Genomic DNA, 23,756 nt, shown 5'->3' with positions numbered 1-23,756 from the left:
GCCTGACAGTCCGGTTCGAGCGGTCCCAGGGGGTGGGGCCCGCGGTGGACGACGTGACCCTGCAGGTCCGCGAGGGCGAGGTGCTCGGCATCCTCGGAGAGTCCGGGTCCGGCAAGTCGACGCTCGCACGAGTGCTCGTGGGTCTGGTCCCGCCTTCGGCGGGTGCTGTGACACTCGACGGGCGGGCCCTGGGCAGAAGCCGGCGGGATCGCGCCGTGCTGCGCACCAATGCGCAGATGGTCTTCCAGGACCCGTACTCCTCGCTCAACCCGCGAATGACCGTTGGCGCGGCACTACGGGAAGCGATCGGCGTCCGGCGACCGGATGCCCCGCCAGGTGTGCCGAAGCGGATGGAGGAACTGCTCGAACTCGTCTCCCTCGACCCTGCGACCGCGGAGCGCCTGCCGTCCGCGCTGTCCGGCGGCCAGCGGCAGCGGGTCGCCCTGGCGCGGGCGCTCGCCGTGGCACCCCGTTTCCTGATCGCTGACGAGATCACGTCCGCGCTCGACGTCTCGGTGCAGGGTTCGGTCCTCAACGTGCTGCGGGAGGTGCAGCGCGAGCTCAATTTCGGGTTGCTGTTCATCTCCCACGACCTCCCGGTGGTCCGGTACATGAGCGAATCCATCGTCGTCATGTTCGCCGGTCGGATCATCGAATCCGCGCCCACGGACGAGCTGATCGGCGCACCGCAGCATCCCTACACCCGAGAACTCCTGTCAGCGGTGCCGTCGGCCTCCGGGGACACTGCGCGGCCGGTCGTCCCGCTGACGACCTCCACGCCGACCATCACGCGGCCGATTCAGGTCACTGCCACCGGTTGCGCGTTCGCGGCCCGCTGCCCCTGCGGCCCTGCCGCGGTGCCGGAGCGGCAGATCTGCCTCCGCGAGGACCCGAGAGCGCAGACCGGGCGGCGTCTTCACCAGGCCGCTTGCCATTTCGCAGAGTCGTTGGATCGCGGCGAGCACCGCACCGCCCAGTCCTAACCCGTGCCAGGAGGCCGGCAGTGGTTCACGTTCCCTACGACAAGAGCATCTCGCCCTCGGGTTTTCCCGTTCATGAGGGCGTCGCCTCTCCCGCCATCGTGGTCGACCTGGACCGGGTTGAGCGCAACATCGCACGGATGGCCTCCCTGACGGCATCGCGCGGAGCGACGATACGCCCGCACGCGAAGACCCACAAGTCGCGGCGCATCGCGATGAAGCAGCTGGCCGCCGGCGCGGTCGGCCTCACGGTCGCGACGCTGTCCGAGGCGGCGGCGTTCGTGGAGGCCGGGATCGAGGACGTCTTCGTCGCCTACCCGGTCTGGCCGGCCGGCGTGAAGCAGAACATGGTCAGGTGGCTGGCTGCGAACACCCGCCGCCTGCGGCTGGGCGTCGACTCGACGGCCGGAGCCGAACTCGTCGGCGCCGTGGCCAAGGGCCGGGAGGCACGGGTCGAGATGATGATAGAGATCGACTGCGGAGGCGGGCGCAGCGGCGTCAGGACGCCCGCGGAGTCACTGTCGATCGCCCGCGCCGTCGACGCGGCCGGGTTGTCCCTGGCCGGCATCTTCACCCACGGCGGGCACTCCTACGCCGGAGCCGACACGGTGCGAGCGGCCGCGTCGGACGAGGTGCGCTCGCTCGCGATGCACGCCGAGACGCTGCGGAGCCAGGGCTTCGAGGTGGCCGAGCTCAGCGCGGGATCATCTCCCACCTCGATTCGCGACGACCGCCTCATCGTGACCGAGGAGCGTCCCGGGACTTACGTCTTCAACGACCGGTGGCAGGTGACGCTCGAGTCCTGTTCTTGGGATGACGTCGCCCTCTCCGTGCAGTCAACGGTCGTGAGCGTCGCCTCCGACCACGTCGTGCTGGACGCCGGCGCGAAGGTGCTCTCGACGGATCTTCCACCCGTGCTGCGCGGCTACGGCCACCTGCCCGCCTATCCGGAGGCGGAGGTGTCCCGGCTCTATGACCACCACGCGATCCTCACGTCCGGCGGCGGACCGCTGCCGTCGCTCGGCGAGGCCGTCATCGTGGTGCCGAACCACGTGTGCCCTGTAGTCAACCTCGCCGACGACTTCGTCGCAGTCGCCTCCTCCGAGATCATCGGACGATGGCCCGTGGACGGCCGGGGGCTGGTGATCTGACTCTTGATCGTCTACGAAGAGACCCGGTCCGCTCCGGTGGTGGGCATTCTCGGGGGGATGGGGCCTGCGGCGTCGGCGGCGTTCTACACGCGCCTCACCGCCCTGACGCCGGCCGCCACCGATCAGGAGCACCTGCCCGTCCTCCTGTGGTCGGACAGCACGATCCCCGACCGCAGCGCTGCCGTCCTGGGCATGGGCGCGGACCCGTCCGCCCACATCCTGCGTGGCCTGTCCCTGTTGGAGAACGCGGGCGCGACGCTGATCGCGGTACCTTGCAACACCGCCCACTTCTTCCTGCGGCGGCTGTCCGCGCGGGTGAGCGTCCCCGTCGTGGACATGGTGCGGGAGACGTGCCGCGTTGTTCGCGCGTCATCGCCGCCGCTGCGGCGCGTCGGACTGCTCGGCACTTCGGGGCTGGTCTCGGCCGGCCTGTACCAGCGCGAACTGCGCGCGACCGGCGTTGGATGCCTGACCCCCTCGAACGAGCAGCAAGCCTGGGTCGATCAGGCGATCGCCCACGTCAAAGCCCGCGACCTGGACAGGGCCGGCCCGCTGCTCGCCTCGTGCGCGCGAGCGCTGGTGGAGCACGGCTGCGAGGCGATCATCGCCGGGTGCACCGAGATTCCCCTGGCGCTGACCGCAGAGGTCGGCGCACGGCTCATCGACCCCGGCCTCATCCTCGCCCAGCGGTGCGTGACGATCGCGACACGGCAGCGGGCCACGGGGAGCGCGTCATGAGCCGAACCCTGACACCCGAACTGATCTGCGCCCTGTCGAGACCGGAGGAGGTCTCGCTGTCGGCGGCAGGTGACGCCGTCGCCTGGACCGCCGTGCCGAACGGAACGGCGACACAGAACGGAGAAGGCGTCATCTGGACGGCCCTGCCGGCCGGAGACGCCCAGCCCGTCACCTGGGAGAGCGGCACGGACAATCGCGCCCCGCGCTGGGCGCCGCGCGGCGCGACGCTGGCCTTCCTCTCCGACCGGGAGAGCCGGGGCGTCATGGGCCTGTACATGATCTCTGAAGCGGCTCGCGAGGCGGTCCCGCTGCACGTACCGGAGCAGTCGATCAGCCAGTACGTCTGGGCGCCCTGCGGGCGCTTCGTCGCCTGTCTCCGCGCGTCGGGCGTGTCGGGCGGTGCCCGCAGCGTGATCGAGATCGTCGATGTGGGGCGACGGCGAGTCGCCAGGCGGATCGAGGTGGCCTCGTACCTCACGGCGTTGACGTGGTCGCCGGACTCGCAGGCGATCGCTTTCATCGGCCAGCCGGACCAGGAATCCGATTCCGGTTTTCTGGCGCGCATCGGTGTCGTCGAGATCGATTCCGGCGCTGTCCACTGGGTGTGCGCCGCGCCGTGGGCCTGCATGCCGGTTTGGCTGGAGTACGGCGACACCATCGCCTATCGCGCCCCCTGCGAGGCAGAGCCGCTCGGCGGCGAAACGGTCTGGGTGGTCGGTGCGCGGCCAGGTTCCGTGCCACGGATCGTGGGCCCAGGCGAGAACGGGACCGAATGCGTTGTCGCGGTCCGTGCGGTTCAGCCGGCCACCGTGGTGACCGCGCTGGCCGTACGGCTGGACAGCGTCGTTCGCGCATTCGACCTGCGGCTGAACGAGTGGCGCGACGTGGAGCGGCTCGATGGCGATCTGCTGGACCTCGACGTCTGCGGCTCTGGACGAATCGCCGCGGTCGCCCAGACGCGGTCGTCCCACGCGGAGGTCTGGTCCGGGCCGCCCGGCCATCTGGTCCAGCGCTCGGACCACGGTGCCGCACTGGCGGACGTGCGGCTCGGAGCCGTGTCGAGTTACGTCAGCACGAGCACGGATGGCTGGGAGATCGACGTTGTGGCGATCACACCGCCGTCCGGGACAGCGGGGCCTCATCCCACGGTCGTCCTGCCGCACGGCGGTCCGTACCGGCGATCGAACCTGGGCGTGCATTGCTCACCCCAGGATTGGGGTGCGCTGCTCGCGGCGTCCGGCTATCTGGTGTTGATGCCGAACTATCGGGGCGGCTTGGGGCGGGGCCATCGATTCGCGGCCGCCGCACGCGGGGACGTGGGCGGCGCCGAGTGGGACGACGTGGAAAGCGCATTGGAGAGGGCGATCGCGCTTGGTCTGGCGGATCCCGAGCGGCTCGCCATCGGAGGGTGGAGCCAGGGCGGATACCTCGCGGCGTGGGCGATCACCCGAACGCGGCGGTTCAAAGCCGCGATCATGGGTGCAGGTGTGGCGGACTGGCGAGCGCTCATCCGGACCAGCGACAAACCGATGACCGAGGCGGCGTTCGTCGGCGCAGGGTCGTGGCTGGACGGCGACGAACGCCCCGTGGGCCACGCGACCTTGATGCGCCGGCGTTCGCCCCTCTCCCACTCGCATCTGGTGTGCACGCCCGTGCTCATCCTGCACGGCGAGTCGGACCGGCGGATACCGGTGGACCAGGCCGTCGCCTTCGACCGAGCCCTGCGCGCGGCGGGCGTCGACGTTCAGATGGTCACGTATCCGCGAGAACCTCACGTGCTGCGCGAGAAGGAACATCAGATCGACGTGATGCGGCGTGTTCTCGCGTGGCTGGACCGGCATATGAGGCCTTGACGGCGGTCCATAAGTCAGCGTGCAACCGCAACTGCAGCATGAGTTCGAATCGGACGCTGGTGTCCTCCAGGTCGATCCCGGCTATCCGTACGACGCTCCGCATCCGATAGCGCAGCGTATTCGGATGGATGTGCAACCGCTCGGCGGCGCGTGGCGCGTTGCCGAAACAGTCGAGATAGGCGGCGAGCGCGTCCACCAGGCCGGCGTTGTGGTCGGCGTCGTAGGCGTACAGGGCTGCGAGCGCCCTGGACGGTCGCAGGCCGCGGTTGCTGGTGCTGCGGCGGGTCTGCTGGAGCAGAAGGTGACCTTGGACGTCGGTCACCGAGGCCACCCGGGCCAGTCCGTGTTCCACGGCCAAGAGATCAAGAACGCCGTCGGCATCGGCGCGCGAAAGCGGGATCTCGTCGACATCGCGGGCGACCCGCCCCACTCCGATGATCACCTGCTCATTCGGCTCGGCGCGGAAGACGTGCACCCGCGCGGCGTCCACGGCGCGCTGCGCGTCCTCGGCTTTGGCCGCGAGCGGGTAGACCACGTGCACGCAACTCTCCGACATCGCGACCGTGACACGCGGATTACTGCTGATCAGGTGCAGGGAGAGGGATTGGCGTAGCCGCTGCTGGCTCGCCCGTCGCGCCGCCCTCGTCATCGATCGCTCCGTGCGGGCGCCGCTCGGCCTTTCGATCACCCGCGCCGCCAGCACGCAGATCGAACGGTCGCCGAGGCCGAGCTCAAATGCGGCGTCGTGGGCCGCGGACGTGCCGTCCAGTACCGCCCGCAGGAGATCCTCCTGGCGGCGGCGATGCGGGTCGGCTTCGTGGTGGCGTCGCAACAGGAGTACCGCGGCGAAGTCCGCGGCGCTCTCGAATGCCGCGATCTGCCCGGGAGTCGGCGTTTCGGCGATGGCGGCCCACATGGAGCCGAGGACCTCGTGCCCCGCGGTGACCGCCACCGCGAGCCGCCGTCGCATCCCGTCGATCGAGGGAACCCAGACCGCGTGCTTCTGCTGGTAGATCCGGCCGTAGATGCCGGTGCTGCGGTACTCCTCCTGCCACCGGTCCGGCACCCGCAGGCCGAGGATCGAGGCGGTCCGCGCCGGATCCACGTCCTGTTGGTTGTGCGAGAAGGCCAGGACGTCGGACGACAGGTTCTCGATCGTCACCGGTGCGCCGATGAGCGTGCTGACCGTGTTGGCCAGCTCGAACAGGTCGGCGGTCGTGGCGAGGAAGCTGTCGCCGGCGATCGGCTGCTCGCTGACGGCGAGCAGTCGCCAGATCGCCTCCGCGAGCTGCGACCAGCTGAGCGCACCCGTCGAGCGAATCAGGGCCACCCCATGCCGCTCGGACAGCTCGAGACAGTGGTCGTCCAGGACCGTTCCGGGGCCCACGATCAACGCCGCGAGCCCACCCGGACAGAGCGCCTCCAACTGGTCGGCCACCTGCGGCGCTTCGGCCAGATCGGCACCGAGCAATACCGCGTCGCAGATCTCGGGCGATTCGACGTCCGGGTCGCGCACCAGCAGCCTGGTCAGCGACGCGCCGCCGTTGGGGGGCGAGTTCACGGGCGTGAGCACCGTGGTGCCCAGTCGGTCAAGAAGGGCGTCGACGCTGATTCCCCGATCCCCCATAGGGTTCCTCCCCTCGGTCGCCATTTCACCGACGTTGAATCAGCCCGGCGCGTTCTCGTGCGGCATCGGCCGCCAGCCGGCTCCAGACCGAGATCAGCCCCAGGACCTCTCGCGGTGTGGCCACCGTGTGCCGGACGGTCGACGGGGAGACCCGCTCGCTCCCGGGAATCTGCGCGGCCAGATCGGCGGCGGTGGGCATCGCCATGTCCACCTCGAGAGTCAGCTCCGGCGGAATGTCAGCGACGATCAGCGAGCCCGCCGCCTCGACGGCACTGGCCGCGCCCTCCCGGATCAGATCGCACGCCCTGGTGGGGTGGAGGCTGTCCGCCGCGCTCCAGCCGGCCGCCTCCTTCACACTGACCATCGACGCCGCGGGCATCCCGGGCGACAGATCGCGACAGAGGGCCGCGTCACCGCTCACGAGCCCGACCGGAACCCCGAGCGATGCGGCATAGATGGCGTTCACATCGGCCTCGGACATGAGCCGGCCACCGAGGCGCAGCCGGTGGAAGTGGGACGAGAAGCTGTGCGCCAGCACTCCATCGGTGCCCGCGGCCGCGTGATATCCGATGAAGATCGCCAGGTCGCAGTCGGGGGTCAGGCCCGCCATCATCGACGAGGGCTTGGCCAAGCCGGACAGAAGGCGGGCACGGGGGTCGAGCTCGTCCGGAACCAGGTTGTCCATCGTTCCGTGGGCGTCGTTGACGGTCACCGACGTCGCCCCGGCGTCGAACGCCCCGGCGATCGCGGCATTGACCTCCGCGGTCATCAGCCCCTGAGCCAAGGCGTAGCCGTGGCCGCCACGCACCGTCTGGTCCAAGTTGACGACGCCTGCCACGCCCTCCATGTCGGCGGACACGTACACACGCACAAGGCCCTCCATCCCTCCGAGCCCGGCAGCCCGGTCCTGATCCACGGATAAGCGCAGATCAGAACCTGTATGGCCACCAGAATTTCTACCGCAAACTAGCGCGGAACACTACGCCGGCATTAGTGAAAGATGGACAGATCGGGCCCGGATAGCTGTGCCAAGGAACAAGTCGGCACGGCGCGGGCCCGCTTAGCATCGTCGGCCATACGCCCTCGCCTCACACGAGAGGCCCGGCTTCCTGTGGAGAGTCACATGCCAGGCACCTTCAGCGCGTTGGCCGCCAGGCTCGAGGCGGCCCGCCTCACCCGGGCCGTACCCGGAGCTTCGCTGGCGATCCTCGACGACGGGCGACTGGTGACGGCGGCCGCCGGGGTCACGAACGTCATGACCGGCGTGCCCGTGACCCCGCAGTCGCTCTTCCAGACCGGTTCGATCACCAAGGTATGGACAGCGGCCTTGGTCATGCAGCTGGTCGAGGAGCGTGCGCTGAGCCTGGACACGGCCATCGACGACGTCCTGCCGGCCCCCCGCGGCGGCGCAAGCGCCTCATCGTTCGGAACGGCGACCGTACGGCACGCGCTTTCGCACATGAGCGGCATCGACGGAGACTTCTTCACCGACACGGGACGAGGCGACGACTGCCTGGAGCGGTACGTCGAGCTGTGCCGGACCCATCAAATGATCTTCAAGCCGGGGACCGGTGTCTCGTACTCCAACGCCGGCTACGTCGTCCTCGGCCGGATCATCGAACTTCTCACCCGGCGGTCGTGGGACCGTGCACTGGCCGAACGACTGATCGAACCGCTCGGCCTGCGCGCCACGGTGACGCTCCCCGAAGAGGCATTGCGGTTCAGTACGGCGATCGGCCACTTCTCCGGGGAACCGGCGGATCCCTGGAGCCTGCCTCGCTCCAACGGCCCGGCCGGCGCCATCTGCGCGACCGCGGCGGACGTCGTCGCGTTCGCCCGGGCCTTCCTGCCTGATCCACCGGTCAGCATCCTGTCGGCCGATGGCATCGGCCGGATGCGATGCCTGGAAGGGCGTCTGCCCTATGCGGTGCCGTGGCCCCTGCGCGGCTGGGGTCTCGCCTGGGAGATCTACGACTGGGGAGGGACCACCGGCTTCGGGCACGGCGGCCGGAGCGCGGGCCAGAACGCTTACCTTCGAATACTTCCGGAACACAACGCGGTCTTCGTGCTCTTGGCCAACGGCGGTGACTCCCGGGCCCTCTTCGAGGACATGTTCACCGCGGAGGCCGCGGAGCGATGGAACTGCGATGTCACCCACTACCTTCCGTCCAGTGACACACAGCCCTGCAACGATGGCCTGCTGGACGGCATGTACGCCCGCCTGGGCACGCGGCTGACCGTCAGTTCCAGCTCGACCGGAGCGGAACTGGTCGTGACCGATACAAGGATCACCGGCGAGTCCGAACGCCATGCCGTCGTCCGTTCTGAGGACGGCGGCGTGTACGCACGGACATCGGCCAGCGGTGTGCTGAGCCCGCTTTCGCTCATCGACATCGCCGGTGAGTCATACCTGCATTTCGGCATGCGCGCGAATCGGAGAATCCCTTAATGACCTCGACGAACGTACCCGACGGCTCGGCGGCCGACCACGTACGGACCGGAGCCCGGTCCGGCGGCGCCGCCTCCTGGCTCGCAAAGGCGCTCGCCGTGCTCGACGCCGCGCCGCTGATCGATGGGCACAACGACCTGCCGTACGCCATGCGCACCGCCTTTGACTACGACTTGGCCCGCGCCGACATCGCCGCACGCCAGCCGACCCTGCGTACGGACATTCCCCGGCTGAGAGAAGGCCGAGTCGGCGCGCAGTTCTGGTCGGCGTACGTCCCCTCGGATCTGCCGGAGCCCGAAGCGGTGGTCGCGACCCTGGAGCAGATCGACTTCATCCATCGGCTGACCCGCGCGCATCCCGAGACCTTCCAGCCCGCCCGCACCGCCGCGGACGTCCGCGACGCGTTCGGGGCCGGGCGAATCGCCTCTCTCATCGGTCTTGAGGGAGGCCATTCGATCGCCGGGTCGCTAGGGGTGCTCCGGGTCCTCTTCACGCTCGGCGCGCGCTACATGACCCTGACGCACAACGACAACACAGGCTGGGCGGACTCGGCGACGGACGTCCCCAGACACGGCGGGCTGTCCGACTTCGGCAAGTCCGTCGTCAGCGAGATGAACCGGCTGGGCATGATGGTCGACCTGTCCCACGTGTCGAGCCAAACGATGCACGACGCACTGGACACGACGGCGGCTCCGGTCATCTTCTCCCACTCGTGCTGCACCGCGATCTGCGACTCGCGGCGCAACGTTCCGGACGATGTCCTCCTCCGACTCCCGGACAACGGCGGTGTCTTGATGGTGGCACTGGTGCCGGGCTTTCTCTCCCAGGCGCGCACCGACTGGACAAGGGAACTGAGCAGCGTGCGGGCCGAACACGACGACCCCGGCCAGGGCGAGTCAACGCCGGAGGTACGCCGCTGGCTGGAGCGCAACCCCCAGCCCCCCGTTACCGTCGCCGACTTCGCCGACCACATCGATCACGCACGTGAGGTCGCCGGAATCGACGGCATCGGGATCGGCGGCGACTACGACGGCTGCGTGGACGCCCCCGAGGGCCTCGAGGACGTCAGCGCATACCCGCGTCTCGTTGCTGAACTGCTGGAACGCGGTTACTCGGACAGCGATCTTCGTAAGATCATCGGCGCCAACGTGCTCCGCGTCCTAGAACTGAACGAGGAGGTCAGCCGCAGCCATGCCTGATGACGTCGAACGCTTCGGCGACACGCGAAGCTCCCGCGCCGTCGAACTCGGACTCCGGACCGGGCGCTGGAAGCATGGCACGCACAACGCGATCACCGATGTGCCAGGGGTCCTGGTCGGGCACACGACGATCAGAGACGAACCCGATATCCACACTGGAGTCACCGCGGTCCTCCCGCCCCGCATCGGGCCGAGGGCGCCGGTGCCGGCGGGGTTCTTCGTCGGCAACGGCCGTGGCAAATTCATAGGCGCGACACAACTGGTGGAGTTGGGCGAGATCGAGTCGCCGATCATCCTCACCGCGACGCTTTCCGCTTTCCGCGCCGCAGACGCCTTGGTGTCATGGATGATGAGCGATTCCGCCAACGACGGGGTGCTGTCGTTCAACCCGATTGTCGGCGAGTGCAATGACGGCGCGCTCTCCGACATCCGGCGTCGCCCGGTGACCGAAGAGCACGTGCTGTCCGCCATCTCTTCCGCCTCGTCCGGCCCGGTGGCGCAAGGCTGTGTCGGTGCGGGGACCGGGACCGTCGCCCTCGGCTACAAGGCGGGAATCGGAACGTCGTCGCGCGTGGTGGAGGCGGACGGCCGAGCGGTGACCATCGGCGTCCTCGTCCAGGCGAACTTCGGGGGGAACCTGCGAATCGCCGGAACCGAGGTGCCCCGAGGACCGCGCGGTGACGTCATCCCTTCCCACGGCTCGTGCGTATTGGTGGTGGCCACCGATGCCCCAATGGACGCCAGGCAGCTGACGAGGCTGGCACGACGAGCGGTCTACGGACTTGCGCGCGTCGGCGGCGCTTACAGTCACGAGAGCGGTGAGTACGCCGTCGCTTTCGGAATTCGGCGCGAAGAACCTCCGCTGCCCGACACCTCGTTGTCAGTGCTCTTCGAAGCCTGCCTGGACAGCACCGAGGAGGCCGTACTGAACTGCCTGCTGGCCGCCGAGACGACCCAGGGACGCAACGGGACGGTCGCGGAGGCACTCTCGCTGGACGATGTAATCGCCCGTCACGGCAGGGCGGAGGGTCCAGCGCCGCTCCGGTAGGCCGTCCGGCCAGTTCGACCGGTGCAGGGCATGTTCCGACGGGTGAGTGATAAGCGCGGCCATGCGGTCCAAGTTCGCAAACGGGCCCAGCCGCTCGTCCCGGAGTACTGCTTGATCACCTGCGTGGACACAGGGAAGGGGTACCAGTGCTGGAAGTCACGACCACCTCGCCGCGTCGCGTGGCCGTGTTCGGCTTGGGGGGCACGATCGCCATGACCTCCGCCACCGGCGGGGGCGTGGTGCCCGCGTTGTCCGCCGACCAACTTGTCGCGGCCGTGCCCGGTCTCGATGAGTCGGGCATCGCCATCAAGGTGGAGGACTTCCGCCGGGTCCCCAGCGCGTCGCTGGTCTTCGACGACCTGACCGATCTGTCCGCCGCGATCCACAGGCAGTTCGCCACCGGCACCGACGGCGTGGTGATCACGCAGGGCACCGACACCATCGAAGAAGCCGCCTACCTGCTCGACCTTGCCCACTCCCGGCCGGAACCGGTCGTGGTCACCGGCGCCATGCGCAACCCTTCCCTGGCCGGAGCCGACGGACCGGCAAACCTTCTGGCCGCCATCCATACCGCCGCAAGCCCGCAGGCCCGCGAACTCGGCGCGCTGGTGGTCTTCGACGACGAGATACACGCCGCCTCCCGCGTCCGCAAAACCCACTCCACCAGCGGCCATACCTTCGTCTCCGCCAACGGCGGACCGCTCGGATATATCGTGGAAGGCCAGGTTCGAATGCTCAACCACCCGACAGACCGCACCACGATCCCCACCCTCACCGCGCCCCGCCCGGTCGAGGTCGCCCTGGTCACCATGGCGTTCAGCGACACCGGAGCGCTCCTGCACGCCGCGAGCGGGCACTGCGACGGGCTCGTCGTGGCCGGATTCGGCGCCGGCCACGTCCCCGACCGAGTCGTGGACACCCTGACCGACTTGGCCGGAGAGATGCCCGTGGTGCTAGCGTCCCGCACCGGCGCCGGCTCGGTACTCGCCCACACCTACGCCTTCGCAGGATCGGAATCCGACCTCCTCGGCCGGGGCCTGATCTCCGCGGGCTTCCTCGACCCGCTCAAGGCCCGTATCCTGCTCCATCGCCTGCTGGCCGCCGGGCACGATCGGGACGGCATCCGCGCCACATTCGCCCACGCGGGCGGCTACCCTCCGCCGAAGTCCGGGCGGAGAAGGCCCGCTCTGCTCCGTCGCGGAAGGATTCATGGATGACCAGTACCGCGCCCGCCCCGCCGCAGCCCGGAGCCGCCCCTCTCGATGTCGTGCGGGACATCGAGCGCCGCGTGTTGTGGTTGTCCACGGCGACCATCCATCACGCGAACCGGGTGCGGCCGAATCCCTCCGGCCTGAAGGTGGGCGGACACCAGGCCTCGTCCGCGTCGATGGTGTCGATCATGACGTCGCTGTGGTTCCGGCATCTGCACCCCGAGGACCGGGTCTCGGTGAAGCCGCACGCCTCACCGGTGTTGCACGCGATCAACTACCTGCTGGGCGAACTGGACGAGTCGTACCTGACGACGTTGCGGGCGTTCGGCGGGTTGCAGAGCTACCCCAGCCGGTCCAAAGACCCCGATCCGGTGGACTACTCGACCGGGTCGGTGGGGATCGGTGCCACCGCCCCGATCTGGGGCGCGCTGGCCCGCCGCTACGTTGAGCACACCAGCGGCGGCGCCGGCACCGGCCGGCAGTACTCGTTGCTCGGTGACGCCGAGTTGGACGAAGGCGCCGTATGGGAGGCGATCCTTGACCCCGGCACCATCGAGCTGGGCGAGATCGTCTGGATCGTCGATCTGAACCGTCAGTCGCTCGACCGGGTGGTGCCCCACATCGCCGCCGATCGTCTCCAAGGGATGTTCGCCGCGGCCGGCTGGCAGGTGCTCACCCTGAAGTACGGCCGGCTGCTGGAGGATTTGTTCAGCCGCCCGGGCGGGGAAGCCCTGCGCACCCGCATAGATCAGATGCCCAACCCCGAATACCAGCGCCTTTTGCGCTGCACCGCCGACCAAGTGCGGGAACGGCTGCCCGGTCAGGGTCCGCTGCGCGAGCCGATCAGCGCACTGGTCGGCGGCCTGGACGACGCGACCCTGACGGCGGCCGTCGGCGACCTCGGCGGCCACGACCTGCCCGCGCTCGATCAGGCGTACGCCTCGATCGATGACACCCGGCCAACCGTGATCTTCGCGTACACGGTGAAGGGCTACGGCCTCCCCTCACGCGGCCATCCACAGAACCATTCCTCGCTGCTGACCCCCGAACATATGCAGGAGCTGGCGGGCAGGCTCGGCACGGACCTCGAACACCCATGGGAGCGGTTCGCCACGGGCAGCGCCGCTGAACGCGTTTGTGCGGACAGGTCCCAGTGGCTGCGCCGCCCGGATGTGTCGCCGCAGCCGCCGCCCGAGCTTCCGACCGACCTCGGCCGCACCCCGTCCGGAACCGCGACGACTCAGGCGGCCCTGGGCCGGGCGCTCATGGATCTGAGCCGCCAGGCACCGTCGGCGGCCCGGAGGGTAGTGACGGTCAGCCCGGACGTCAGCTCCAGCACCAACCTGGGCGGCTGGGTGAACAAGGTCGGGGTCTGGTCGGCCCACGAGCGGGTGGACTGGTTCGCCGACGACGCCGAGACGATCCTGCATTGGCGGGAGAAGCCCACCGGCCAGCACATCGAACTCGGCATCGCCGAGACCAACCTGGTCGGCCTGCTCGGCGAGCTCGGGGCGACGTGGAGCCGGTGGGGACAGCCGCTGCTGCCGATCGGCGTGATGTACGACCCGTTCGTCGAACGCGCCCTGGAACCGTGGTCGTTCGGCATCTACGCCGGCGGCCAGTCGATCCTGGTCGGCACTCCCTCTGGAGTGACTCTCGCGCCCGAAGGTGGCGCACACCAATCGGTCACCACCCCCTCCATCGGCATCGAACAGCCCGGCTGCATCAGCTACGAACCCGCCTTCGCGCTCGACCTCGAATGGACGCTGCTGGCCAGCCTCGCCCGCCTCGGCAGGCCCGGCGGGAGCTCGGCCTATCTGAGGTTGTCCACCCGCCCGGTCGACCAGACCCTGGCCGCCGTACCGGCCGACCCCGCGGCCAGGGAACGCCGCCGGCGGCAGGTCGTCGCCGGAGCGTATCCGCTGCGGCGCGCCGAGCATCCCAAGGTCACCATCGCCGTGATGGGCGCGCTGGTACCCGAGGCGCTCGCCGCGGCCGAACGGCTGGCGCAGACGGACATCGAGGCCGACGTCGTGTGCGTGACAAGTCCCGGCCTGCTCTTCACAGCACTGCAGGCGCGGCAAGGTCGGCAGGAGGGTCCGAGCTGGATCCTCGACCACGTCTTCCCCGCTTCGCGAGCCAGGCCGCTCGTCACCGTCATGGACGGCCACCCGCACAGCTTGGCGTTCCTGGCCGCCATCAACCAGACGCCCACCGCCTCACTCGGCGTCACCCGGTTCGGCCAATGCGGAACCATCGACGACGTCTACCGCCACCACGGAATCGACACCGACAGCATCGTCCGCGCCGCCCTCGACCTGCTGGAATAGCCTTGCCAGGAGGGCGTCCCGGTCATAAGCCTCCAGTGCCGTGGCGCGCAGCACGACCAGGCGGCTGCCGGTCCCAGCGGGCGAGGTGGGCAAGGCACCCTCGAGCCAGGCGATCAGGCGCCCGGCGACACCCTCCGCCTGATCGCCTAGGAAGCGCCCCGGCGCAACCGGCCAGCTCGGCGGGCCGGCCGGTTGCGTGAAGGCGACCGCGATCATCCGCCCGGGCCAAGACAGCGACGGGTTGGCGGCGCAAGAGCTCGCCAGTGGCGCTGTACGGCAGCGCGACGATGAAGACATCGTCCGCGTTCGCTAGCCACGCAGCCGACCGCGCGTGTAGGGCCTCGCCTTGTCCGTCGTGGGCTCCTGCCCGGGTTCGGCGACGACGGCCGTCGCCGGCCGCTCACCCCACTCGACGTCGGGCAGGTCGAACATGGCGCAGTCCCGCACGCCCCAACCGCGCGCGCCCGGGGCTCGGTCGACGCGATCGCCGGCGATGATCCTCAGGGCCGAGCACGGCGGTCGTTGACGATGTCTCGGTCAATCCGTACGCGTTCCTGAAATCCATCTCGGGAAAGGCCTGGAGTGCGCGTTCCAGAACGGGATTGGGCATGCGCGCCCCTCGCGCTCTCCGCACGCCCCGGGAGCAGGGTGCGCTGGTGGGCGTGTTCGGCCGCTGGCTGAACTCACTGTCGGGCCCGATGTAGATCGTGGTGGACGCCCAGGACGTCGACCTGGCGCTGCTGATCTCCGGGTTGCGCGAGCACGCGCCCCTACTGGCCCCCGGAGTCTGTACAGGTCGCGCTCGCGGCTCATGCAGGTGCTCCAGTGGATGCCGGCCGAGCATCGAACCTGGTGGACTCGGCTCAGACCCTCAGTTCCCGGCTAGGCACGGATGGTTCTCTGTGCGGTGGTGTCGGCGAACCCGGGGCGTGCGTGACGTCGGCCCGCCATCGGCGGTTCGGCGCGGTCGCGGTGAGGTCTCGGCGCAGCATGTCGGCCGCACGTTCATGCCCATCCGCGCGCACGGTGGTACGGATCTTGCGGTCGCGGCGGACGCCGGCCAGACCGAGTTCGCGCATCAGGTGCTCACCCGTGCTGCGCGCCACCTGGTGGCCCTCGCGCTATAACTGCCGCCAGACCTTCCGGGCGCCATAGCCCCGGTAGTTGTTGGTGCAGATGCGGCTGATCTCGGTCCTGAGTCACTCGTCACGGACTGCCCGGGCGAGGCCGGATGCGACTTGGCGGCGTAGTAGATGGACGATGCGATCTTGGTGCCCTGCGCACACAGCACCCGGTAGATCGGCTCGAACCCGAATGCCTTCAATGCGTCGATGAACGCGATCCGAGGTGACTTCCGGCTTCGCTGCGACGGCCTTCATCGCCGACCACTCACTGGGGTAGTCCGGGCGGACCTCGGCCATCAAGCGGACCGCGCGCTTACGCGGCTCAAGGGGCTATGGGACGGACGTGCCATGACTCCATCCGCTCAGGGAAAACGAGCCCCATCCCACCCAGTGAGACTAGAGGGGCAGGCGTTCCTGGTGGGGTCTGACTCGATCCAACCTTGACCTCGGTGACGAGTGTCTTTGCCCCGATTTGTTGGCGTCCGTCAGGGCGTCTGCGGGGTGCGCCCCGGGCCGGGGCCCGTGACTTGACAGGAGCCCGGCCCAAGGTCCCGTCACTGGTCTGTCCGCTCACCAGCCCGGCGCGTGCCACCCGAGGTTCTCACGCGAAGCTGGCGGGTCCAGAATGGCACGAGGCGACAGAAGCCGAAAAAGCGGCGGATCGTGGGCGGGGTCGACACTCACGCCGACACCCACCAGGCCGCGGTGGAGTTGATGAACGGCGGCCGAATCGCCGACGCCCAGTTCCCCGCCACCGCCGACGGATACGCGCAACTGCTGGCGTGGATACGCTCGTTCGGACGGCTGCACGCCGTCGGGGTCGAAGGCACCGGGTCCTACGGCGCGGGCCTGGCCCGGTACCTGAGTGGCCAGGGCGTGCACGTGGTGGAAGCGAACCGGCCCGACCGCCGCCAACGCCGCAACCTGGGCAAGTCCGACCCGCTGGACGCCTACGCCGCCGCCGACGCCGTGCTGGCCGGCCGCGCCCGGGCACTGCCCAAGGGCGGCGACGGGATCGCCGAGTCGATCCGCGCCGTGCATCTGACGCGCTCGGGCGCGATCAAGGCCCGCACCGCCTGCATCAACGAGCTGCGCAGCCTGCTGGTCACCGCGCCCGCCGAACTACGCGAGCGGATGGCCGGCCCGTCAGCCCAGGCGCTGACCAGCACCTGCGCCCGGCCGCAGATCTCGCCGATCCCGTCCAGGGCACCAAACTCGCCCTGCGCAGCCTGGCCCGCCGCCACCAGACCCTGAGCGCCAAGATCGAAGATCTCGATGCCCACCTGGCGGCCCTGGTCGCCCAGGCCCGTCCAGAGCTGCTGGCAGTGCACGGAGTCGGGCCCGAGACCGCCGCCCAGCTGCTGATCACCTGCGGCGACAACCCCGACCGGCTCACCTCTCCGGCGGCCTTCGCCGCCCTGTGCGGAGTCGCCCCCATTTCCGCATCCAGCGGCAAGACCACCCGGCACCGACTCTCGCGCGGCGGAGACCGCCAAGCCAACCGCGCCCTCTACCTCATCGTGCTCGCCCGCATGGCCTGGTGCCCCCGCACCCGCACCTACGTCGCCCGCCGCACCGCCGAAGGCAATTCCAAGAAAGAGATCATCCGCTGCCTCAAACGCTACATCGCCCGCGGGCTCTTCAAGCCCCTCACCAGGACAAACGCCGCGAGCCATAATCTTCCCGCCGCCGCTTGACAAACATAGGAGCATCAGGGCGCTTCACACTCCTCGTCCCGGGCGCCTGCTGGCCGCTGGGAGGCTCGGCTGGCCCAGCGAAGGGTCTGTGGATGTTCACTCGGGCGGAGAGCGAGGACTTCTTGACCGGTGTCATGTGCTTGACGCGCATTTCCGGCTAACGTGATCTATCCACCGGGACGAAAGTTGCTTTCTGGGCCCGAGTCTGCGGGCATTGGCTCCCCCCGTGGCTCCCCACCGCCGTGGGGGAAGCCACGGAGCGACTCCAGCTCAGCCCTCTGACCTGCATAAACTCTGTCGGGACGGCGGGATTTGAACCCACGACCCCTTGACCCCCAGGCACAGAAGATCAGTCGATCAAGGTCGATGGAAGTCGATCGGGGAGCCTCTCACCTGCAGAAACGCCCTGGGAGAGCGGCGGTGGGTCCGGGGGAGTCCACCTACGGTGGCTCCCAAATTGGCTCCCCCTGCTCCTGCTCCTGCTCAACCACGAACAAGATCATATTTGGCGGCGGAGGCCGCTGCAGCGTCAGTCGCCCTTGGTTCGTGTCGATGGAGTGGATCGCCGAACAAGGCCGCCTCGCACCTGGATGAACACGGATGCCGGTGGGCGGATCCCAGCAACTCGACACCCTGCGGATTAAAAGTCCGAAATTGCCATGTCAGCGCGGTGCTCTGGATGACATTCCATGCTGGCCTGTCCGCATCGAGCCCGATTTCCATGCCGACCAATACCGCGGCGTGTTGATTCGTTTCGGAACCGCCGAGCCGACAACGAGCCGCCATGGGCCGTTGGTGATCTAGTGGTTTGCTCGGCGGCCTCGCCTACCGGGCTGGCGGGCTGGTCAGCTATCGGATTCGGAACGGTTGTCGAGCGCGGTCTTGCCGCCGAGGACGGCGACGCCCGCTGCGAGGAGGGCGATGGCCCCCAAGGCCGCCATTTTGAAGTTCTCCGACAGGACCTTCTTGTTCTCGGAGTCCTTCTCAGACTCCATGCGAGACAGCTCCATGAGCTTGTCGATGATGTACTTCCTGTCCTCGAAGGGCAGGTCGGGGGTGAGCTGCCCCTTGAGGATCTCCCGGATTTCCCGGCACGCCTCGTGGAAGGCGTCCTGGCTGTGCTTGTTGGCGATGAGCGCGGAGGAGTGCGTCCGCTCCAGTGTGCTCAGAGTTTCGGTGGCGAACTCCTTGAACACCGGGAACTGCTCGATGATCTTGATAGCCACCTCGGTGTCGAGGTCGGGCATCATCGCCGCGAACCTGAGCATCTTGTCCTTGGACAGGTTCCGCCACGAATCGATGCCCAGCGTCCGCTTGATCTCGGCCTCGCTCTTACTGCCCACGCCCAGCTCCTCGGCTTCTCTGGCTTTCTCTCCCAACTCTAGGAGTATGGGGCGTTCTGCGGAGGATCTGTGGGACGGAAGAACCAGACGCGAACCTGAGCCCCTCGCTTGTCGGAGAGAACGGAGGGAGGCCGTGCAGTGCGGACGCGTTGTGCAGTGGGCACCGTCAATCGGCTGGCGCGCGGAGGCTGCCGTCCGAGCCACATGAGCGTCGCCCGAGTTGAGCGGCGGAAAGGACAGCTGAACCGCCATTGCCTGTGGTTCGCTGACCGGCAGCTGATCGAATACCGCAGCGGCCTTGGCCCGGTCGCCAGGGCTCAGCAGGCTGATGAACCGGCCGGTTGTCGTGCCGATGCCGCGAGAAGGTCCCACGACCGTGAGCTGGAAGTGCCCGCGAGCCAGCGCCTCTGAGGATGCCGCCTGAAGGTGGAAACGGAGCTCGAGATGCGGCGGCACCAGGATTTGGGTTTTGGTGCCGATCTCCAGCTCACCGATCAGGTCCTCATCCAGTACGATCTCCTGGCAGCCGTCCAGGGCCGCCGCCTGCGCCAAGGCAAGCAGCCGCAACTGCCTGGCGGTCACCGGCTCGCGTGCTTCAGGCTCGCCACCCAGGTAACCGGCGGGGAACCCCAAACCGACATCGGGATCCACCAGGTCCCGCAGCGGCACGAGCGAACCGATCCCGTATCGCTCGAAGAAACGGTTGTGATAGCTCCGCCAGCCAGGCGAGCCTGCCGGGAACTCGGTCAGGCGTGCCAACACCGACGTGGCCGCTTCGGCCTCCCGAGCAACTTGAAACGGCAAGCTCAGCGAGCAATCGACCCGCATGTCCACCACAGGGGCTGAGTCCGTCTTCGTTGCCAGGCGCGCCATGCACTCCGCGAGGGCGGGGCGGGCCGTCCGGCGATCCACAGAGGTCGTGAGCCGGGCGTATGCGGCAAGACCCGCATGGATCTCGCGCAGCTGATCCAAGAGGTCCGCGACCTGCCGCAGTTCGCCTACCCCGGCCTCCTCCGCCTGCTCCACGAGATGCCCCAAGGGATCCAGCGTGGTGGAGTGAGCGTGCAGGCTGCTGATGAGAGCGCCCTGATCCAGCAGGCTGGTGATCAGCTTCTCGATCTCAGACTGCGGGGTCGCCGGGAACGCGGCGGCGACCGCGGCCGCCACTCCCTCGAACGGGACCGGAGTACGGGCCGTCTCCATCGCGATCCGCACGGGCGTGGTCCACCGCAGTGATACTTCCGACGGGGAGCGTTGACCTGCTTGCCGCCCGGGCGGGTAAGGGACGACCAGGCGACCGCCCCGCACGAATGCCATGGGATTAGCCATCTGCGGTAGCCGCCGCAACAGTTCCGGGATGCCTTCCAACTGGGCGATGACCTCGCTGATCCAGCTTGCGCCGGCCCGTGCGACGACCGGATGGTCCTCACCCCACTCGACCGCCGGTCGGGCACTGAAGCCGGCCGGTGCGATTCCGGCGAAAAGCCCGAAAGGCGTCGCTCTGCCCGTCATCCGGAGCACGTATCGCACGACCGACAGCACCGTGCGCCGTGCCCTTCGGGCATCCGTGGTCGAGGTCGAGCACACCACCGCAACCTGCCGAGCCAGTGCCGGGCTGGCCTGTTCTATGGCTTCGGCGATCTCGTCCAGCCTCCAGATCGCCAGGAGCCACGCACGCCAACCGGCGACGTGTTCCGGCGAGTTGCCGGTGAGATCCGGCCATTCCGGCAATTCCAATGCCGAGTGAGGAGCGGCACGGACCATCGCCGTCTCAGCGCACCGATACAGGCGCTTTCCACCGCTTGATGCCATCATCTCGCCTTCGGGGTAGCGTTCTGCCGGGCCCCGGCCCATGCCCCGAGGAACCTTTTCGAGCATGGGCGGGAGCCCGAACCTCAACGTCAGAGCGTGGTCAGACGACGTTGGTCGCGCACGGGCTGGAACACGTACTGCCACACCCGTCGTCGGTGAGGACGATGAGGTCGGCTGATGCGTCGCCGGACTCCAGAACACTGATGTCCAGGTCGAACTCGTCGCTTTCCATGGACTCTCGGATGGTCATCGGCTCTCCATACCTTTCCGGAGCCCACCGGCTCCTCACTATCGGCTTTGCGGCCATGGCAAGGAGATTCGCCGACAGTTCTCGTAGGCGCCAGAAAGTTCACACACATTCACACCCGTGCGCGGTCCGGCGGGGTTGACCGCCGACCGGGGTGGGGGTCAAGGTCGGGGGGAACCAGGTGAAGCGAATGTTAGCTGGGAGCCATTCATGCACGAACCGACCGAAAAGCCCAACACCCCGCCGTCCGGCGACGTCGACTTCGTCGGGATCGACGACGACTCGCCCGCCAACAAATGCCCGGCGGTCCTCGTGATCCCCGGCACCGGTGACGTCCTTCAGGTCGGACGCCGGGTCACCGACCCCGCCACCCTTGCTCGGCTGGGCCGGCACACATCGATCGCTGACGACGAGGTCGCGATCTGGACACCGGCGAACCTCAAACAGAGCCTCCTCGAAGCCCTCACCGGCGACTACGAGCCGGGCAGGGACGGCCCCGGGGAACCGGCCTTCGAGGATCTACTGGCCGGAACCGAACGATCCGTCGTCCACCTCGAAGCCCGCGATACGTACGACCAGACGGACCCGGCCTTCATGAAATGGCTGGAGGACGGCGACACCACCTACCAATGGGACGCCTGGATCGACCTGGTCGGGGGCGCTGTCGCCCGCGGTGTCCGATTCCGTCGACTGCGGATCGTGTCCGAGCCCGTGAGCGACTACATCCGCTGGGAACATGCCATCAGCTACGGCAACCTCAAAGCCGGGGAGGAGCTGCGATGGCTGCCCCGCCACCTGGCCTACGACCTGCCGCATCCCGTCGCAGACTTCTTCATGTACGACCAGCGCCTCATCGCCTACAACTTCACCGCAGGCGACGGCGCCGACACCGGCCGGATGAAGTACGTCGCCGACCCGCGCAAGGTCCTGCCCATCGTCGGCATGTTCGAGATGCTGTGGGAATGCGGCATCCCGCACGACGACTACACCCCCTCCTGACTACCCCAGCCGGTCGAGCGCGGCGCGGACCCGCCCCGTTGCCGCCTCACCGGTCTCCGCCAGCGCCCACAGCCGCTTCCACGTGGCCACGTAAAGCGCGACTTCCGCTGGCTGCGTCACCGACAGGTAGCCCGACACCAGCTCCACGGTCACCAGGTGGCCGTCGGTGATGTCGAACGCCTCCTCCGGGTGAACGCCTTGCCGAAAGGTGCCGGCCGGGATGATCCCCAGGAACACGTTCGGCCGCCGCCGCACCTCCAGGAGGTGCCGTAGCTGATCGCGGTGCACGTCGGCCGGATACGGCCGGTACCACAGCACCGGCTCCTCCAGCAGGAAGTACCAGCGGGCATCCGGCCGACTGAGCAGACTCTGCCGATCCATCCGTTCGGCCACCGCCAGCTCGACCTCACCGTCCGGATCCGACGTCTGCACCGCCTGCTCAACGATCACCCCGGTCAGCGCCGCCCGAGTGTAAGCCGGCGTCTGCAACATGCCGGGAAACACCTTCGGCTGGTACGACCGGGCCAGCACCAGCTCCTCGTACTGCTGCCGGATCGATCTCTGCGCCGCCGGCAGGCCACCACGATTCAGCTGCTCGTACGGGATCCACATCCCCGCGACCGCCGCCTGCTCGGCGAGCAGTTCCTCGGTCCGGCGCTCGGACGCTCCACAGATCGAGCACCACAACCGCACATGCTCCGCCGAGATCGTTCGGCGGCCCATCTCGATCATGGACACCTGGGACGCGGACTTCCACCCCGCCGAGGCTGCGAAGGCCCGGCCCGAGATACGCCTGGCCCGGCGGAGATCTCGGAGCTGGCTTCCCAAGCGCTCGCGCGCCGCTTGAGCTGACGACGATGGTGAGGGCGGCATAGTGGCCCATCATGCCCCGGCCTCACCTGGTGAGCGCGACACCGTTTACCAGGATTCACACCCACAGGCAGCCGACTGCACACAACGACACTCTTCACGACGCCCGGCTCGACACACCGTTCCCAGTCGGCCGCGAGTTGACCATCCCCGATTTCGCCACGTCGAAATCGGGTGGGCCAAGGCTGAGACGCACCCCTCGGCCAGACGACGCCTGGCCGAGGGGTAGGTAGCGGGAGCCCTTCCCGCTAACACGCCTAGGCGATCTGATCCAGCATCCGAGACACGCCTGGCTCAGACCGCCGGCGCTGGATCCCGACAGGGCTGGTTGCGCGGATCCAGGACACGCCGACCTTGCTTGTGAGGGTCTCGGCACTGAGGGAACGACCGTGCGCGACTGGACTGATGACGACACTGCCCAGCGGGTCCCTGAGTCCGGCGATCAGGAAGCTGGCCCCCCTGCGGGTGGAGAGAGCCTTGTCCGAGCGGTCCGGTTCGCGAAGCCCGAGAGGGCTGCGGGAGACCTCGATTTCCCCGCTTGGGGTGGTGAGCGGGCCTCCGTGGAATCGCTGGCTACTCGCCCTGTAGAGGACGTATGAGGTGTGTGCCAGAGCGTTCATGGAATCCTCCGATCGTTTTGCTGACGAGCCACAATGAAACCCTGAGAATTCAGTCTGTTAAATGAGGAGAACGTTCGTTGGGCACAACCGACCAGCAGCGCGATGCGGCCGCTGAGCGCTGAGGGCGCTGTAGAAACCCCTGGTCCGGGGGTTGTAGGCCTGAGTTGTCGCTGTTGGCTACTTGCGCTGATTGGTAAGGAGTACTCACCGGCACGTGCGCCTTGGTGAGGAGAAGAGTGGCCGGTGACCCTGACGGTACCCTTTCGGCTCGGGTTGCGCGCCGCCGACCACGCCGCGGAGAGGTAACTGTGCACAGGCCTATGTCGTTAATGTCCATACAGGCCGCTCAGGCAGCCTGGAGGCTGTCAACGACGGCCGAATTCTGACCCCCTGGCGACGTCTGAAAGTTGACCCCCTGATGTTGTTGGTCGTTACTGCTGGTCGTTGGTGGTGTTGGC

General features: G+C 68.4%; 18 protein-coding genes. 12 read left to right on the top strand and 6 right to left on the bottom strand.

The window, feature by feature from the left end:
- Positions 1–44 precede the first annotated feature (44 nt).
- From AB0C21_RS41950 to AB0C21_RS41935, 4 genes are read left to right on the top strand one after another with little or no spacing between them, the layout of a single operon-like run.
- Entirely contained in the window at positions 45–983 is a 939-nt protein-coding gene (locus AB0C21_RS41950; RefSeq protein WP_500211953.1) for an oligopeptide/dipeptide ABC transporter ATP-binding protein, read from the top strand.
- A 20-nt stretch (positions 984–1,003) separates the two neighbouring features.
- Positions 1,004–2,131 carry an alanine racemase gene (locus AB0C21_RS41945; RefSeq protein ID WP_500211951.1) on the top strand — a complete coding sequence of 376 codons (1,128 nt, stop codon included), beginning with the start codon at positions 1,004–1,006 and terminating at the stop codon, positions 2,129–2,131.
- A 36-nt stretch (positions 2,132–2,167) separates the two neighbouring features.
- A complete protein-coding gene (cuyB, locus tag AB0C21_RS41940; RefSeq protein WP_500211978.1) occupies positions 2,168–2,869 on the top strand; it encodes a cysteate racemase in 702 nt (233 codons plus the stop codon).
- Positions 2,866–4,722 carry a S9 family peptidase gene (locus AB0C21_RS41935; RefSeq protein WP_500211950.1) on the top strand — a complete coding sequence of 619 codons (1,857 nt, stop codon included), beginning with the start codon at positions 2,866–2,868 and terminating at the stop codon, positions 4,720–4,722. The genes cuyB and AB0C21_RS41935 overlap by 4 nt, the downstream gene beginning before the upstream one ends.
- Here AB0C21_RS41935 and AB0C21_RS41930 read toward each other — a convergent pair.
- Complete coding sequence (locus tag AB0C21_RS41930) at positions 4,622–6,373, bottom strand: PucR family transcriptional regulator (RefSeq protein WP_500211948.1); 1,752 nt, start codon at positions 6,371–6,373, stop codon at positions 4,622–4,624. The two genes, AB0C21_RS41935 and AB0C21_RS41930, sit on opposite strands and share 101 nt — an antisense overlap.
- Before the next feature lies 1 nt (position 6,374).
- Complete coding sequence (locus AB0C21_RS41925) at positions 6,375–7,220, bottom strand: M55 family metallopeptidase (protein WP_500211947.1); 846 nt, start codon at positions 7,218–7,220, stop codon at positions 6,375–6,377.
- 252 nt (positions 7,221–7,472) lie between these two features.
- Between AB0C21_RS41925 and AB0C21_RS41920 the strand changes: the two genes are divergently transcribed.
- The 5 genes from AB0C21_RS41920 (at position 7,473) to AB0C21_RS41900 (ending at position 14,586) form a co-directional block, all read left to right on the top strand.
- Positions 7,473–8,798 carry a serine hydrolase domain-containing protein gene (locus AB0C21_RS41920; RefSeq protein WP_500211945.1) on the top strand — a complete coding sequence of 442 codons (1,326 nt, stop codon included), beginning with the start codon at positions 7,473–7,475 and terminating at the stop codon, positions 8,796–8,798.
- Complete coding sequence (locus AB0C21_RS41915; protein WP_500211943.1) at positions 8,798–9,997, top strand: dipeptidase; 1,200 nt, start codon at positions 8,798–8,800, stop codon at positions 9,995–9,997. Before AB0C21_RS41920 ends, AB0C21_RS41915 begins: the two co-directional genes overlap by 1 nt.
- A complete protein-coding gene (locus tag AB0C21_RS41910; RefSeq protein ID WP_500211942.1) occupies positions 9,990–11,045 on the top strand; it encodes a P1 family peptidase in 1,056 nt (351 codons plus the stop codon). The genes AB0C21_RS41915 and AB0C21_RS41910 overlap by 8 nt, the downstream gene beginning before the upstream one ends.
- 146 nt (positions 11,046–11,191) lie before the next feature.
- Entirely contained in the window at positions 11,192–12,262 is a 1,071-nt protein-coding gene (locus tag AB0C21_RS41905) for an asparaginase (protein WP_500211940.1), read from the top strand.
- Positions 12,259–14,586: a thiamine pyrophosphate-binding protein gene (locus tag AB0C21_RS41900; RefSeq protein WP_500211938.1), complete on the top strand. Its 2,328-nt coding sequence runs from the start codon at positions 12,259–12,261 to the stop codon at positions 14,584–14,586. Before AB0C21_RS41905 ends, AB0C21_RS41900 begins: the two co-directional genes overlap by 4 nt.
- Before the next feature lie 309 nt (positions 14,587–14,895).
- Here the strand turns inward: AB0C21_RS41900 and AB0C21_RS41895 are convergent, their stop codons facing one another.
- Complete coding sequence (locus AB0C21_RS41895; RefSeq protein ID WP_500211937.1) at positions 14,896–15,033, bottom strand: hypothetical protein; 138 nt, start codon at positions 15,031–15,033, stop codon at positions 14,896–14,898.
- 1,340 nt (positions 15,034–16,373) lie between these two features.
- Between AB0C21_RS41895 and AB0C21_RS41890 the strand changes: the two genes are divergently transcribed.
- Both AB0C21_RS41890 and AB0C21_RS41885 read left to right on the top strand, forming a co-directional pair.
- Entirely contained in the window at positions 16,374–16,964 is a 591-nt protein-coding gene (locus AB0C21_RS41890) for an IS110 family transposase (protein ID WP_500211936.1), read from the top strand.
- A 71-nt stretch (positions 16,965–17,035) separates the two neighbouring features.
- Positions 17,036–17,407, top strand: a complete 372-nt coding sequence (locus AB0C21_RS41885) for a transposase (protein WP_500211935.1) — start codon at positions 17,036–17,038, stop codon at positions 17,405–17,407.
- Positions 17,408–18,252: 845 nt separating this feature from the next.
- Here AB0C21_RS41885 and AB0C21_RS41880 read toward each other — a convergent pair.
- A complete protein-coding gene (locus AB0C21_RS41880; protein WP_500211934.1) occupies positions 18,253–20,628 on the bottom strand; it encodes a lantibiotic dehydratase family protein in 2,376 nt (791 codons plus the stop codon).
- 34 nt (positions 20,629–20,662) lie between these two features.
- Positions 20,663–20,812 carry an FxLD family lanthipeptide gene (locus AB0C21_RS41875; RefSeq protein WP_353820736.1) on the bottom strand — a complete coding sequence of 50 codons (150 nt, stop codon included), beginning with the start codon at positions 20,810–20,812 and terminating at the stop codon, positions 20,663–20,665.
- A 207-nt stretch (positions 20,813–21,019) separates the two neighbouring features.
- On the opposite strand from AB0C21_RS41875, the gene AB0C21_RS41870 reads away from it, so the two are divergent.
- Positions 21,020–21,808, top strand: a complete 789-nt coding sequence (locus AB0C21_RS41870) for a DUF6879 family protein (RefSeq protein WP_500211932.1) — start codon at positions 21,020–21,022, stop codon at positions 21,806–21,808.
- On the opposite strand, the gene AB0C21_RS41865 is transcribed toward AB0C21_RS41870, so the two are convergent.
- Positions 21,809–22,681: a helix-turn-helix domain-containing protein gene (locus AB0C21_RS41865; RefSeq protein WP_500211930.1), complete on the bottom strand. Its 873-nt coding sequence runs from the start codon at positions 22,679–22,681 to the stop codon at positions 21,809–21,811. It lies immediately after the preceding gene.
- Between the last annotated feature and the right edge of the window lie 1,075 nt (positions 22,682–23,756).

Source organism: Spirillospora sp. NPDC049024, from assembly GCF_040649235.1.
Taxonomy (GTDB): Bacteria; Actinomycetota; Actinomycetes; order Streptosporangiales; family Streptosporangiaceae; genus Spirillospora.
This window is presented reverse-complemented; position numbering and strand designations above follow the sequence as displayed.

Excerpts from the sequence above, each read along its gene's own strand:
- AB0C21_RS41930 (WP_500211948.1), bottom strand. The coding sequence starts at position 6,373 with ATGGCGACCGAGGGGAGGAACCCTATGGGGGATCGGGGAATCAGCGTC.
- AB0C21_RS41865 (WP_500211930.1), bottom strand. The coding sequence starts at position 22,681 with ATGCCGCCCTCACCATCGTCGTCAGCTCAAGCGGCGCGCGAGCGCTTG.
- AB0C21_RS41870 (WP_500211932.1), top strand. The coding sequence starts at position 21,020 with ATGCACGAACCGACCGAAAAGCCCAACACCCCGCCGTCCGGCGACGTC.
- AB0C21_RS41920 (WP_500211945.1), top strand. The coding sequence starts at position 7,473 with ATGCCAGGCACCTTCAGCGCGTTGGCCGCCAGGCTCGAGGCGGCCCGC.
- AB0C21_RS41875 (WP_353820736.1), bottom strand. The coding sequence starts at position 20,812 with ATGACCATCCGAGAGTCCATGGAAAGCGACGAGTTCGACCTGGACATC.
- AB0C21_RS41910 (WP_500211942.1), top strand. The coding sequence starts at position 9,990 with ATGCCTGATGACGTCGAACGCTTCGGCGACACGCGAAGCTCCCGCGCC.
- AB0C21_RS41880 (WP_500211934.1), bottom strand. The coding sequence starts at position 20,628 with ATGCTCGAAAAGGTTCCTCGGGGCATGGGCCGGGGCCCGGCAGAACGC.
- AB0C21_RS41900 (WP_500211938.1), top strand. The coding sequence starts at position 12,259 with ATGACCAGTACCGCGCCCGCCCCGCCGCAGCCCGGAGCCGCCCCTCTC.
- AB0C21_RS41915 (WP_500211943.1), top strand. The coding sequence starts at position 8,798 with ATGACCTCGACGAACGTACCCGACGGCTCGGCGGCCGACCACGTACGG.
- AB0C21_RS41935 (WP_500211950.1), top strand. The coding sequence starts at position 2,866 with ATGAGCCGAACCCTGACACCCGAACTGATCTGCGCCCTGTCGAGACCG.